Source organism: Cupriavidus sp. 22TCCZM04-2 (assembly GCF_057798895.1).
Genome location: NZ_JBYOJS010000007.1, coordinates 244455 through 257617, shown reverse-complemented (window position 1 = coordinate 257617; position 13163 = coordinate 244455). Strand labels below are relative to the sequence as shown.

The 13163-nt window shown below is 65.3% G+C and carries 12 protein-coding genes and 1 pseudogene; all 13 read right to left on the bottom strand.

The window, feature by feature from the left end; translation table 11 throughout:
• Positions 1–157, bottom strand: a pseudogene (locus tag AC3FKG_RS13690) (lipoyl synthase); the annotation flags it as partial.
• Between the two features lie 149 nt (positions 158–306).
• Entirely contained in the window at positions 307–2268 is a 1962-nt protein-coding gene (locus AC3FKG_RS13685; RefSeq protein ID WP_488743345.1) for a sigma-54-dependent Fis family transcriptional regulator, read from the bottom strand.
• 131 nt (positions 2269–2399) lie between these two features.
• Positions 2400–3980, bottom strand: coding sequence for a GMC family oxidoreductase (locus AC3FKG_RS13680; RefSeq protein ID WP_488743344.1), 1581 nt, complete (start codon positions 3978–3980; stop codon positions 2400–2402).
• 32 nt (positions 3981–4012) lie between these two features.
• Positions 4013–4588: a twin-arginine translocation signal domain-containing protein gene (locus AC3FKG_RS13675; RefSeq protein ID WP_488743343.1), complete on the bottom strand. Its 576-nt coding sequence runs from the start codon at positions 4586–4588 to the stop codon at positions 4013–4015.
• Between the two features lie 58 nt (positions 4589–4646).
• Positions 4647–5435 (bottom strand): lipoate--protein ligase family protein, encoded by a 789-nt coding sequence (locus AC3FKG_RS13670; RefSeq protein WP_488743342.1) that lies wholly within the window; start codon positions 5433–5435, stop codon positions 4647–4649.
• The gene (locus AC3FKG_RS13665) at positions 5435–6145 is read right to left on the bottom strand and encodes a dihydrolipoamide acetyltransferase family protein (RefSeq protein ID WP_488743341.1); all 711 of its coding nucleotides are present in this window, start codon (positions 6143–6145) and stop codon (positions 5435–5437) included. Before AC3FKG_RS13665 ends, AC3FKG_RS13670 begins: the two co-directional genes overlap by 1 nt.
• Positions 6142–6393 (bottom strand): lipoyl domain-containing protein, encoded by a 252-nt coding sequence (locus AC3FKG_RS13660; protein WP_483714061.1) that lies wholly within the window; start codon positions 6391–6393, stop codon positions 6142–6144. Before AC3FKG_RS13660 ends, AC3FKG_RS13665 begins: the two co-directional genes overlap by 4 nt.
• Positions 6390–7463: an alpha-ketoacid dehydrogenase subunit beta gene (locus tag AC3FKG_RS13655; protein WP_488743340.1), complete on the bottom strand. Its 1074-nt coding sequence runs from the start codon at positions 7461–7463 to the stop codon at positions 6390–6392. Before AC3FKG_RS13655 ends, AC3FKG_RS13660 begins: the two co-directional genes overlap by 4 nt.
• 30 nt (positions 7464–7493) lie before the next feature.
• Complete coding sequence (locus AC3FKG_RS13650) at positions 7494–8504, bottom strand: thiamine pyrophosphate-dependent dehydrogenase E1 component subunit alpha (protein WP_488743339.1); 1011 nt, start codon at positions 8502–8504, stop codon at positions 7494–7496.
• Positions 8505–9063: 559 nt separating this feature from the next.
• The gene (locus AC3FKG_RS13645; RefSeq protein ID WP_483714057.1) at positions 9064–9945 is read right to left on the bottom strand and encodes an alpha/beta fold hydrolase; all 882 of its coding nucleotides are present in this window, start codon (positions 9943–9945) and stop codon (positions 9064–9066) included.
• A 58-nt stretch (positions 9946–10003) separates the two neighbouring features.
• Positions 10004–11311 (bottom strand): 3-(3-hydroxy-phenyl)propionate transporter MhpT, encoded by a 1308-nt coding sequence (gene mhpT, locus AC3FKG_RS13640; protein WP_483714056.1) that lies wholly within the window; start codon positions 11309–11311, stop codon positions 10004–10006.
• Between the two features lie 85 nt (positions 11312–11396).
• On the bottom strand, positions 11397–12185 hold the full coding sequence (mhpD, locus tag AC3FKG_RS13635; protein WP_483714055.1) for a 2-keto-4-pentenoate hydratase: 789 nt from the start codon (positions 12183–12185) through the stop codon (positions 11397–11399).
• An 18-nt stretch (positions 12186–12203) separates the two neighbouring features.
• Positions 12204–13163 (bottom strand): 3-carboxyethylcatechol 2,3-dioxygenase, encoded by a 960-nt coding sequence (locus AC3FKG_RS13630; RefSeq protein WP_483714491.1) that lies wholly within the window; start codon positions 13161–13163, stop codon positions 12204–12206.

Genomic DNA, 13163 nt, shown 5'->3' with positions numbered 1-13163 from the left:
CGCGGATCCAGTCCGGCTTCTTGAGCTTTTCGGCCGGCACGATCTTGATGGGGATGCGCGCGGTCTTGTCGGCAGACTTCTGCTTGCGGGTCGGATCGTACTGCTCCGCGGGGGATTGCGGGGCTTCACTGAAGGAGGCGATCAGGGCGTCGCTCATAAATTTCTCCGCACGCGATTCACGCGCTTATCGGTCCTGACAGGGAGTCCCGTCCTCTCGCTTTGTCGGACCGCGGAGCAGGCGGGCTCCACTCGCTCGCAAGCGAGGACTAATTCGTTCCGTTGCTAACGCACTGGCACGTGCTTGCCCTACTGGCGGTTCGGGGCGACGATGCCGAAGCGCTCCATTTGCCGATACACCGTTGCACGCGCGATGCCCAGATCGGCGGCAACCTGAGTGATCCGCCACTTGTTGCGGCGCAGGGCTGCCAGCAGGGCTTCACGCTCGCTGGCCGGCGGGACATCGTCCGTGGCCGTGGCTGTAGCCGGGCCCGCCGTGCTGTCCATGGTGCTTTCGAGAATCTCCGGCGGCAACGCATCGATGTCGATCAAACCGTCGTCGCTCATGGCCAGCGCAAAACGCAGCACGTTGCGCAACTGCCGGACGTTGCCGTGCCACGAATGGCTTCGCAGCAACGCCAGCGCCGCTGGCGCCAGTTCTGCGCGCATGTCGAGCTGGCGCGCCTCGTCTTCGACAATGCGCGCGATCAGGTAGTCCTTGTCGCGCCGTTCGCGCAGCGTGGGCAGGTGCAGCGTAGCACCGCACAGGCGGTAATAAAGATCCTCGCGGAACCGCTGCTCGGCGATCAGCTGACGCAGGTCACGGTACGAGGCGGCAATGACTCGCAAATCAACCGGGATCGGTTTTTCCGAGCCCAGCGGCATGACTTCGCGCTCCGACAGCACGCGCAGAAGCCGGCTCTGCAGGTGCAATGGCATGTCGCCAATCTCGTCGAGGAACAGGGTGCCGCCATCCGACTGCGCGATCAGTCCCCGCATGCCCTTGGTGCGTCCGCCCGTGAAAGTGCCCGGCATGTACCCGAACAGTTCGCTCTCGATCAGCGATTCGGGGATGGCCGCGCAGTTGACGGCAACAAAGGCTTTGGTGCGGCGCTCGCTTGCCATGTGCAGGGCCTTGGCCAGGACTTCCTTGCCGGTACCGGTTTCGCCCTGCACCAGAATATTGAGCGGCTTGTTAGCAAGACGCTTGGCCTGCAGGATCAACCGCTGCATCTGAGGGTCATCGGCGCCGAGGGCTTCTAGGGCCGCGCTGGCCTCGGCGCTTGGCAGCGCCGCCTGCGCGGCCGTTGCAGATGGCATGGAAGGCTTGCCAGGCGCGCCGCGCGGCGGAATCCCGGTCGCATAGTACATGCCGTGATCGTACATGCGGACTGCGGTGCGCTCCGACGAGGTACCGGCACGCGCAATGCGCCACAGCTCGCTCATGTCCTCGCGAAACACCTCGGTCAGCAGGTGGCCTCGCACATCGGCTTGCGGCTCGCGCTCGAGCCGCAGCTTGCGCCGCCCGCCGCTATTGATGCCACGGATCACGCCGTCGGCATCGAAGGCAACCATGATCTCGCTGTCCACGTCCACCAGCGACCAGGCTGAGCCAAGCCGCAATATCCACTGGTTGCGGAAGTAGCGCAGGAAGTTGGCGTCCTCGATCTTCTGGGCATACATGGCGGTCATCTGCAGCGCCAGGTGCTGCGCTTCCCTCGGAGCCGGCGCGGTCAGCGCCGATACGTCGAGCACTCCCAGGAAATTTCCCATCGGATCGAACAGTGGCGCACTGTTGCAGGTGAGCGTGATGTGGCATGCGTCGAAGTGGTCGGTCTGATGACAAGTCACGGGTTCCTGCTCGACGATGCAGGTCCCGACCGCGCAGGTGCCGGCGCGCGCTTCGCTCCAGTCCGCCCCCAGGTAGAGGCCGGAGCGCTTGAGTTCGCGGTCAAGATTGTCATTGCCGATGAAATCCACGGCGACGCCGTACGCATCGGTCAGCAGCAGCACGTAGTCCAGGCCGGATACGCGTTTGTAGAGCTGTTCCATGCCGGTCCGGGCGACACTCAGGAAATCCTCGATCTGATCCTTGTGCTCGCGCAGGCGGCCTGCCTCCACGATGTAGGCCGGCGTGGGCCGGCTGGGGTCGAGGCCGTAGTCGTCCAGGCAGCGCCGCCACGATCGTTCGATCGCGCCATGTGCTTCGCCTGGCTGCTGGGAAAAGGCGAGCAGACGCTCGATGTGGGCGCGGTGTGCTTTTTGCTGCACGACTGTCTCCTTGTCCGCCGCATTGAATGGTGCAAAGCCCGCGCTGCCGGTCTGGTGCCGGCATGGCGCGAGCGGCTCTACGCTAATCCATTTGGCCGGCCACCGCAACGAAAGGTGGCGGACGAACCCGTTCAGATATCGCGCCGCTTCAAGGCCCCGGCAATGAACTCCGCCTGCCGGATTGCCAGGGCCACGATGGTGAGCGTCGGGTTGGCCGCCGAACTGGAGGTGAACTGGCTGCCATCCGAAATAAACAGGTTCTTCACGTCGTGCGCCTGGCCCCAGCGATTGACCACGCCATCGCTGGCCTTCGCGCTCATGCGGTTGGTGCCCAGGTTGTGGCTGGCCGGATAGGCCGGCATGTCGATCACGCGCGTCGCCCCCACCGCCTCGGACAGCTTGCGCCACTGGGTCAGACCGTGGGCCGTGATCTTGTCATCGTTCTCGTGGTAAGTCTTGGTCACGATGGGGACAGGCAGGCCGTACTGGTCCTTCTCCGTGGGATGCAGCGTGATGGAGTTCTGCTCGCGCGCCAGGTCTTCGCCACAAACCCAGACGCTGCTCATGTGGTCATACATCTCGATGGCCGAAGTGAAATCGCGCCCCCAGCCGCCCGGCTTCATGAAGGCGGCCGTATACGGCAGGTGAATGGCGAGGCCTTCAAGGTAATAGCCACCGACAAAGCCACGCTTGGTGTTGAGCGGTACCTCGTCGGCCACCACCGCCGCGATATCGAAGCCGCGGTACATATAGACCGGCTTCTTGTGGATCGACACCGCCGCGGCGGTGGAGTGATTCATGTAGTTCTTGCCAACCTGCCCGGATGAGTTGGCCAAGCCATTGGGGAACAGGCTCGATGCCGAGTTCAGCAGCAGCCTGGGCGACTCGATGGAGTTGCCCGCCACGCAGACCACGCGGGCCTTCTGCAATTGCTTGCGGCCCTTGTTATCCACGTAAAGCACGCCGTTCGCACGCCCCTTCCTGTCGTGCTGGATCTGCAGGACCATCGACTCCGGCCGCACTTCGACATTGCCTGTCGCTTGCGCGCGTGGCACCTCGGTGTAAAGCGTGGACCATTTCGCGCCGATCTTGCAGCCCTGCATGCAGAACCCGATCTGCTGGCAGCCGGGCCGTCCATCGTAAGGCTGGGAGTTCGAAGCGGCCGGACGCACGATCTTCTTGTAGCCAACCTTTCTTGCCCCCGCCTCGATCACCTTGTAGTGGTTGTTCGGCGGCATGGGCGGCAGGCCACTGGCCTTGGTGCCACACACCCCCATCTTCTTCTCGGCCAGCTCGTAATAGGGCTCCAGCTCGGCCAGCGTGATCGGCCAATCGAGCACATTGGCTCCATTGATAGCGCCATAGGTGGTCCTGGTGTGGAAATCGTGCTCCTGAAAGCGCAGCGCAACACCGGACCAGTGGACCGTAGAGCCGCCCACACCCTTCACGATCCAGGCTGGCAGATTGGGATATGTCTTCGTGTGGTGCCAGCCGCCGGCTGAAATGCGCTTGTCCAGCCAGGAAATCTTGTTGAACATCGCCCATTCGTCGTTCTCGAAATCGGCCTGCGTATAGTGCTTTCCGGCTTCCAGAACCACGCATTTGACACCGCGTTGCGCCAGCTCGTTGGCTAGCGTGCCCCCGCCAGCGCCCGAACCGACAATGACGACGACGCCGTCATCGTCGAGAGAGAACTTTGTCTGATCTGCCATGATGCTTGTCTCCATTCTTTGTATTCCGAGGCTCAGAGCCAGTCGATATCGTCAAAGCCGCGGTGCAGATAGCCACCCTTCTCCCATGATGAGCCCTCGTAGCCGAACAACGGCCATAGCTTTTTGTTGTTGTAGAGACTCGTCACCAGATCGCCCTGGATCTTCTTGAAGAACGGGGTGGCCTCGATGTCCTTGAGCAAGGCCACGCGCTCGCTCTCGGTCTTCACCGAGACATAGGGCAAGCCATGGCGCTGCTTCGCGCGTTGATTCAGGTTCTGCACGCCGTCGGTCAACAGCATTTTTACCGCCGGGTCCTCGGCCGCTGCCGCGTCATATGGCGCCACAGCCTCGACATAGAACTTGTCTGCAAGCTTGTCGTGCGGATAGATGTCGCGGGCCATGCGCAACAAGGTCTTGCCGGCGCCGACACCCAAAGTGCGAAAGCTCTTTTGGTCTGTCGCATCCCTGGCTGCCGCAATGCCGGTCGTGGGAATAACCGTAACGCTGATCGCGGCAAGGCCGCTGCCGCGCAGAAAACCGCGGCGCGACACCTTGGGCTGTTTGTCCAATACGCGCATGGCGGAGCCAGCGGGTGGCATGGGTTTCATGTTGTCTCCATTTGTGGCACGCTCATGGCGAGCCTTGTTTTGTCGATATGCACTACGTTCACCGTTGACTGGCGGCCCCGGCGGCGGACACGATTGCCGGCCTCTCGCGCGACACATGGCGTGGATGCCGGGAATCGCCCGGATCCTCGTGCTCGCCGAGCACGTCGATCAGCATGTGATGCAGACCCTCGGCCAATACGGTTGCCATCAATGGCGCGCCCAGTTGCTCGGTGCACGACGTCGTGCAGGCTTGCAGGCGATTGGCATCGGCGGGATGCGCCTCTACCATTTCGCACAACAGTGGCCAATTCGGCGGTGAAACGAGCGTCCCTGAAGTCAGCAGCACACCCGTGCGTCGCCGCACCTGCGCCAACCCGACGATCTTGCGCTGGCCGACCACCACCTCCCAGGGCGAAAGGGAACCGAAGCATGCCCATTTGAGCGATGGGTCGGGCCGTGCCATCTGCAACTCCTCGGGCGGTACCGCATAGGCGGCAATTCCGTGATCTCGCAGCAGCCCGGCGTACAGCACCCCCAGCCAGCGATAGCTCGACACCGTGCCGGTTCCCACCAGCGGGTGATCCGCCGGCAGTACGATCGAGGCTGACAACATCCACGGCCCGGCCAGCACTGCACCGCCCCCGGAGTCGCGCACAATCACCGGCGCACGACCGCCCGCCAGCCTTGGGTGCAAGGCAGCCTGAGCGCGGCCAAGCACGATGCCCGGCGCGGCATACGTCCACAGCCGCACGGCCGGCCGCAGGACAGGCTCGGCCAGTTGCGCGCGGTTCCAGTCCTGCTCCTCTGCACAGTGAATACCGTCGGCGAGAAAGGTGGGGGTCAGCATCACAGGCCTTCGACCGTTTCCAACCGCGTCTTCAGGTCGGACAGAAAGCGCGCTGCGGGGTAGCCGTCCACCGCCCGATGGTCGAAAACCAGATGCAGCCCCAGCATGGGCACGATCGCGATGCTGTCGCCTTTGACCACCGCCCGCCTGGCGACGCGCGTCACGCCCAGTATGGCGACCTGCGGCACGTTGATGATCGGCGTGAAGCTGTCGATGGCCGTCATGCCGAGGTTCGTGACGGTGAAGGTGCCATGCTGGTAGCTGCCCGCCGACAGCGTGCCGGCACGCGCACCCTCGGCGAGACGACGGCTTTCCGCGGCGATGTCCGCGACCGGCCTGGCATCCACCTTGCGCAGCACGGGCACCATCAACCCTTCGTCCAGGCTGACGGCGAGACCAATGTTGATGTCGGGCATCACCTCGATCCCCTTCTCCAGCATGCGGGCGTTCAACCGCGGGTGCTCGCGCAACGTCAATGCCGCCGCGCGCAGAACGAATGCGGTCAACGTGACCTTGCACTGGGGACCGAGACGTTGCTGCAGCGCCGACACCTCGAGCTCCAGTCTGGTCGCGTCTACCTCGATGGACTGCGCCACGCGCGGAACCTGCCACGCGGCACTCATGCTGCGGGCGATGGCACCACGTATCCCGGCGAGCGGAACGACGCGGCGTTCGCCGGCGTTTGGGGCAGAAACCAGGCTGTGCGTCATGATTTGGGCTCCAGCCGTGCCAGCACGGTGCCTCGACCGAAGGTGTCCTGTGCTCCCACTGTCAGCGCGGCGACCACACCGTCGGCCGGCGCCGTGATCTCATGGGTGGTCTTGACCAGTTCGGCCACGCCCAGCACCTGGCCCGCGCGGACGGTATCGCCGGACTGAACCGACCATTCCTGCAACAGGGCTTCGGTGCCCTCTTCCACGTCCTGCCAGACGGCGTCAGACATCAATACGTCGATCATGCTGCTTCTCGCTTGAGTGAATAGGAAACGGGTTGGTGCTGCACCAGCGCGCGCACCTGGTCGGCGATGCTGTCGACCTGCGGAATCACGAACTGTTCGAGCGGCCGCGAGAACGGGATCGGCACATCGGGCACTGCCAGCCGGCGCACCGGGGCCCGCAGAGCCACGCTGTCAAGGTTCTCGGCCACGATGGCGGCGATCTCTCCGGACAGGCCGAAGCTGAGATAGTCCTCGTCGGCCACCAGCAGGCGGCCTGTCTTGGCCACCGAGCGCAGCACGGTTTCGCGGTCAAGCGGCACGATGGTGCGCAGGTCGATCACCTCGGCCTCGATGCCTTCTGCCGCAAGCTGCTCCGCCGCCAGCAGCGACTTCTGCACCATCTGCGACAGCGTGACGATGGTCACGTCGCGGCCGCTGCGTGCCACGCTGGCCTGGCCGAAGGGAATGGCGTAGGGCGTTTCGGGAACTGCGTTGGTGCTGCCCTCGAAGTACGACATCCACGACAGGCCCATGATGCCCTTGTGGTAGCAGAACACCACCGGGTTGTCGTCGCGGATGGCCTGGATCATCAGGCCCTTGGCGTCATAGGCGTTGGAGGGCACCGCGACCTTCATGCCCGGCATATGCGCAAAGCTCGCGTAAAGGCACTGCGAATGCTGGGCCGCATCGTTGTAGCCGCCGCCGATACCGGTCATCACCACTGCCGGCAGTGATATCCGCCCGCCGGACATGTAGGTGTTCTTGGCCAGGTGGTTGTAGATCTGATCGAAGCAGACGCCGAAGAAATCGACGAACATCAGCTCCGCGATCGGACGCAGCCCCTCCGCGGCCGCGCCGATGGCCGCGCCCATGAAGGCCGTCTCGGAAATCGGTGTATCCATGATGCGTTCGGGGCCAAAGCGGTCCAGCAGGCCGGCGGTGGCACTGAAGATGCCGCCGTACTTGCCGATGTCCTCACCCATCGCGAATACGCGCGAGTCTCGCTCCATCTCCTGGCCGATGGCCTCGGCGATGGCCTGGGCCATGGTCAGCGTGCGCGTGCCCCGTCCCGCGTCTTGTGCCGTTTGCATAGTGGTCTCCTGTCTTGTGGGATGCGGGATTTACTGGACGAAGACGTGCTGCAGCGCGTCAGCGGGTGCCGGGTAGGGGCTATTGCGGCCGAATTCATAGGCGGCCTCGATGCGCGCGGTGACTGCAGCGCGAAGCTCGGTCTCGGTCGCTGCGTCGAGCAGGTCCCCGGCGCGCAGCGCGTCGCCAAGGATCTGGATCGGGTCATTGGTGCGCAGAGTCTTGGCCTCATCGCGCGGGCGATAGGTTTCGGGGTCGCCCTGGAAGTGGCCAAGATAACGGTCGGTCTTGACTTCGATCAGCGTGGGGCCTTCGCCGCGCCGTGCGCGTGCAATGGCCTCGCCGGCCGCGCGGTAGACGGCCACCGCGTCATTGCGTTCCACCAGTACGCCGGGCATGCCATAGCCGCCAGCGCGAATCTCGTTCGTCGGCACGGCGGTGGAGGCGCTCTTCTCCACGGAGATGCCGTACTTGTTGTCCTCGCAGACAAAGATCACCGGCAGTTTCCAGAGTGCGGCGAGGTTCAGCGACTCATGGAAAGAACCCTGGTTGGCCGCGCCCTCGCCAAAGAAGGACACCGCCACCCAGTCCTTGCCGAGCTTGCGCGCAGCAAGTGCGGCGCCGCAGGCTTGCGGCGAGCTCGCGCCGACGATACCGCTGCACGAGAACTTGGTCCCGGCATGGAACAGGTGCATGTGGCCGCCCTTGCCGCGACCCAGACCCGTGGCCTTGCCGAACATCTCGGCGGTCATCGCGTCAAGCGGTACGCCCTTGGCGATGGCAAAGTGGTGCGAGCGGTGCGCGCCGACCACGGTGTCCTCTGCTCGCAGATGGGCGCAAACGCCCACGGCCACCGGCTCCTGCCCGGCCGACAGGTGCATCTCGCCGGGAACCGGGCCAGCTCCGATGTCAAAGGCCAGGCCCTTCTGGATCTTCGGCGGCAGCTTGCCCTCCAGGTACACCTTCGCCATAGTCTCTTCGTACTGGCGGATCTCGATCATCTTCTCGTACATCCACAGAAGATGTTGCGGTGTGGGGTCCATGCAAAGTCTCCTCTTGCTCTCGTATCGGTTTCCGGCCGATGTGCCGGATGCCCTATAACTGCAAGAGGGATGCCAGCCCTGGACGGGCACGGCCCACGTTACTCAGGAAACCCCGCGGATCCTTTCTGGACAAGGCATTGCAGCGATCGGGGCGACAGAGGGGGAGGCGTTGGGGAGGGCCGCGAAAGCGGCCTTGTCGCGAGACACACGTCGCAGTCGCCGAGACATTTGTCTCATTCGCCTTTGTCACGCGACGGATTGCAGGTCGGCATCGGTGTCACCAACGCCGGTCCGGTCAGAGGCGATGCAGGCAGTGAACGATGACGCCGCTGCTGCCCCTTCCCGGCCTGCGTCTCAGGACCAAGGGGCGGCGACGTGGGGATCTGATGGGTGTAAACAGGAGGCTACGGTATTTGACTTTGGGTCTTCCAGACCGCGGGCGTGGGTGCCTGGCACTGCGCCGCCCAGGCCATCACCGCACGCCCCGTTTCCAATCCGCAAGCGGCAGGGCCAGCGCCGCAACGGCTAGCGGCAGACGCCCTGCAGGGGATCTACCGCCTCAGCGCGCCAGGAAGTCGAGAACAAGGCGATTGAAGGTCTCCGCATGCTCCCACTGCGCCCAGTGCCCGCAGCGATTGAAGATATGCATCTGCGCATCCGGAATCCCGGCGATCAGCCGCAGCCCGACATCCATCGGCACGAACCGGTCATCACGTCCCCAGATCACCAGCGTCGGCGACGCAATCTCGCCGAGCCGCGGACCGTAGTCCGTGAACTGCTTCGGGTTGGCAGCCAGGCTCTTGACGAAGTTTTCCAGGTGATCGCGCCGCGCCAGCATATTGTCCAGCCGCGCCTGCATCAGCTCGTCGGTCAATGAGCTCGCGTCGTAGACGAACACGTTCATCATGCGCTTCAGGTTGTCGATGGACGGCTCGCGGTAAAGCCCATTGAGTAGCTTGATTCCTTCGGTCGGCATCGGCGTGAACAGGCTCGGGCCGCCGGTGCCGCCGCCCATCAACACGAGCTTGCCGGCGCGCTGCGGATGGGCCAGCGCGAACGCCACCGCGCTGTGGCCGCCCATCGAATTGCCAAGGATGTGCACGCGCTCGATGTCCAGCGCATCGAGCACGCCCTTGAGCACGCGGCCATTGAGTTCCGAGCGCGAGCCCGTATTGACCACCGGGTCGCTCTTGCCCCAGCCCGGACAGTCGACCAGCAGCACGCGATAGCCGGCAGCCGCCAGCGGTTGGACGTTGCGGTTGAAATTGGCCCAGCCGGTCGCGCCCGGCCCCGAGCCGTGCAGCATGACGACCGTCTCGGCACCGGCCCCGGTGTCGTTACAGTGGATGCGAAACCCGGTGTCGCCATCCTTCACGGTGACGAACCGGCTCGTATTGGCTTCGGTAATGGCTTCGGTAATGGCTGGTGCAGTAGCTTGCATGATCGTCTTCCTTACTGGACTGAATCCGTTCTGAATGAAATGTGTGCCAACGCGCGGCTCAGGCGCCGCGCCCGCCCGGCAATGCCGCCCCGGCTTCGAGCCGCGGCCGGCATGAACCCACCACCGCCAGCGCGGCAACCGCCGCGACCACGATCAGTGGAATGCTGGCCGCCACCAGCATCGATGCGCTCTGGCCCAACGCGAACAACTGACCCGCAACGAGCGGCCCCAGGATCGAGCCGAGCCGGCCAATCGCGACCGCCGCGCCCACGCCGGTGCCGCGCACTTGTGTCGGATAGGCCTGCCCTGCCAGTGCATACAGCACCGACTGCCCGCCCACCAGGAACAGGCCGCAGAAGAACGCGCCCCATGCCATCGAGACGCTGCCACCCGCCCCGGCAAGCCCCGCCAGCGCGGCCGCAATGCCTGCATACATGCCCACTACCGTGAGGCGCGGGCTGAAGCGGTCCATCACGTTGGCGATACCGACCGCGCCGATGCCGCCGCCGATGTTGAACATCATCATGGCGACGCCGGCCTGCACACGCGTCAGGCCGTTGGACAGCACCATCGACGGCAGCCAGTTCATCAGGAAATACAGCACGACGAGCGTGCCCAGATAGCTGATCCACAGCGCGATCGTGGTACGTGTCCGGCGGTCGCCACACAGCGCTTCGACAAACCCGGAGGAAGCTTCCGCACCCTTCGTCGCTGGTGACTTCGATTGAGACTTCGATCGGTACCTGGATCGGGACTTCGCTTCGACGAACTGGGCGGACTCGGGCAGCCACAGAGCTAGCAGCGGCACCATCAGCAGCGGCCCGAATCCGCCCACATAGAAGATGTGCCGCCAGCCCTCGTCGCCAGGACTGGCGATGCCGATTGCGGCGGCAAGCGCGGCCCCGAATGGCATGCCGCAGTACATCGCGCCCACGGCCGTGTTGCGCTGTCCGGGCGATGCCGCTTCCGAGCACAGCGCTATCAGGTTAGGCATGGCGGCACCCAGGCCCAGGCCAGTCAGCAGGCGTGCGGCCAACAGGCTTTCGAAGCTCCATACCAGCGTCGTCGCCAGCGAGAATCCGCCGAACAGCGCCACCGACAGCATCAGCACGCGCTTGCGGCCCAGGCGGTCGGCAAGGCGCCCGCCGAGCGCCGCGCCCGGCAGCAGACCGATGGCACCGGCGCTGAAGGCCCAGCCCATCTGCGCCACGGACAGCGAGAATTCCTTCGCGATACGCGGCGCTGCAACGCCGGCGGACTGCAAATCGAGTCCTTCCAGCAAGGCGATCGCCAGGCACAGGCCGATCGTGGTGATGCTGCCGTTCGTGCGGCGCGCGTCGGCACCGCGGGTGTTCATTGTCTGCATGGCTTGTCTGCGCTGTCTCTGTGTTCCGCTCTTGGTGGGCGGTTCCGGGTTATGTGCGTTGGGTCGGGCGGCGATGACGTCCCTGCTATGCGTCAAAAGCCGCGCGGACACTGCCGAGCCCTTCAATCTCCGCGGCATAGGTGCCGGGCTCGGTGACGGCGACCATGGGCCCGAGCGCGCCGGTCAGCACCACGTCGCCGGCGCGCAGCGGCGTGCCGAGCTGCACCATGCGGTCGGCAAGCCAGACCGCCGCGTTGAGCGGGTTGCCAAGGCACGCCGCGCCGCTGCCGCGCGAGAGCACTTCGCCATGGCGCGAGAGCGTCATCGCGCAGGCAGTGAGATCGAGCGCGGACAGCGGCACCGGACGGCTGCCGAGCACGAAGCGCGCGCTCGACGCGTTGTCCGCCACGGTGTCGACGAAGCGGATGTCCCAGTTGCGGATGCGGCTGTCGACAACCTCGATCGCCGCTAGCGCGTAGGCGCTGGCGCGCAGGATGTCGGCAAAGGTATGGCGCGCGTGCGTCAGGTCGTGCTCGAGCACCAGCGCGATCTCTGCCTCGACCTTGGGCTGGATCAGACCCGACAGCGGCATAGGCTGGCTGTCGCCACAGGCCATGCTGGCGAACAGCGCGCCGAAGTCCGGCTGGTCGACGCCGAGCTGCTTCTGCACGGCCAACGATGTCAGGCCGATCTTGCGGCCGACGATGCGTTCGCCGCTGGCCACGCGGGCGTCGACGTTGACCTGCTGCACGGCGTAGGCCGTGGCAATGTCGTCGATCGCGATCTCGCCGCGCACGGGGGCGATGGTCTGGCGCGAGGCCTCGGCGCCGCGCAGGCGCGCTGCGATGTCGTTGATGAGGGTACGGTCGGTCATTTGTTGTCCTGGATGAGGTCAGGCCGCAGCGACCAACGCGGCGCGCGGCCCGGCGTGCATGGTGGCGAAGCCCGCGATCCATTCGGGAATGGCGCGGTAGAAGTCGAGCGATGCACGGTACGGCCCGTACGCGGCCAGGGCGCCGAACGCCGCCACCCACGTGCGGATCTCGTGCGCCGACTTGCCGCCATCGCGCGTGATCGCCTCGTTGGTCATGCCATCGACGGCCGTGAGTTCGCCGCGCTCGAGCAGCGAGAGGAAGGCGCGGTCCCACTCCGGATTGAGCGGATGCAGGTGGCTGTCACCGGCCACGAAAGCCTTTGCGGCGGCAACCGTGCGTGCCTGGCGCGCGGCGCGCGATTCGGCCGACGGGTTGCGCCCGGCGATCAGGCGTTCCGCGACCTCTTCGCTCGCACCGGCCAGTTCCGGCACCGGCGGTTCGTGCGAGATGCCGCCCGAGCCAACCACCAGCACACGCTTGCCGGTGCGCGAAGCGAAGCGGCCGACCGCATCGCCGAGCAGGCGCGCGCGGCGCAGCGTGGCCATCGGCGGCGCCACCGAATTGATGAAGACGGGGATGACTGGGTAGCGGTCCAGACCGCCGCTCAGCACCGCAAGGGCGTCCGCGCAGCCGTGGTCGACCTGCATCCGGTATGACAGCGCCACATCGATATCGGCCGCCATCACGCTCTCGGCCAGCGACAGCGCCAGGTCCGCGGGCACCTGCAGCTTGCCGGCAAGGCTGTTGAAGTCGCCAATGGCGGTGGCAGCCGCGCCGATGCAGAACGGCGGCATGACGTCATAGAAGAAGCCGTTGAAGTGGTCGGGCGCGAATACCACCACCAGTTCCGGATCGAACGCACGCACGCGCTCGCGCGCCGCGGCCTGCACGCGCTCGACCTCGGCGACGATCTCGGGCGCGGGGTCGACATAGCCGTGCAGCGGTGTATGTGACAGACATTCCAGGTGAATCGGCAT

What these genes read in the sequence shown, in the direction of transcription:
- AC3FKG_RS13680 (WP_488743344.1), bottom strand. Translation starts at nt 3,980, where the DNA reads ATGGCAGATCAGACAAAGTTCTCTCTCGACGATGACGGCGTCGTCGTC.
- AC3FKG_RS13675 (WP_488743343.1), bottom strand. Translation starts at nt 4,588, where the DNA reads ATGAAACCCATGCCACCCGCTGGCTCCGCCATGCGCGTATTGGACAAA.
- AC3FKG_RS13670 (WP_488743342.1), bottom strand. Translation starts at nt 5,435, where the DNA reads ATGCTGACCCCCACCTTTCTCGCCGACGGTATTCACTGTGCAGAGGAG.
- AC3FKG_RS13665 (WP_488743341.1), bottom strand. Translation starts at nt 6,145, where the DNA reads ATGACGCACAGCCTGGTTTCTGCCCCAAACGCCGGCGAACGCCGCGTC.
- AC3FKG_RS13660 (WP_483714061.1), bottom strand. Translation starts at nt 6,393, where the DNA reads ATGATCGACGTATTGATGTCTGACGCCGTCTGGCAGGACGTGGAAGAG.
- AC3FKG_RS13655 (WP_488743340.1), bottom strand. Translation starts at nt 7,463, where the DNA reads ATGCAAACGGCACAAGACGCGGGACGGGGCACGCGCACGCTGACCATG.
- AC3FKG_RS13650 (WP_488743339.1), bottom strand. Translation starts at nt 8,504, where the DNA reads ATGGACCCCACACCGCAACATCTTCTGTGGATGTACGAGAAGATGATC.
- AC3FKG_RS13645 (WP_483714057.1), bottom strand. Translation starts at nt 9,945, where the DNA reads ATGCAAGCTACTGCACCAGCCATTACCGAAGCCATTACCGAAGCCAAT.
- mhpT (WP_483714056.1), bottom strand. Translation starts at nt 11,311, where the DNA reads ATGCAGACAATGAACACCCGCGGTGCCGACGCGCGCCGCACGAACGGC.
- mhpD (WP_483714055.1), bottom strand. Translation starts at nt 12,185, where the DNA reads ATGACCGACCGTACCCTCATCAACGACATCGCAGCGCGCCTGCGCGGC.
- AC3FKG_RS13630 (WP_483714491.1), bottom strand. Translation starts at nt 13,163, where the DNA reads ATGCCGATTCACCTGGAATGTCTGTCACATACACCGCTGCACGGCTAT.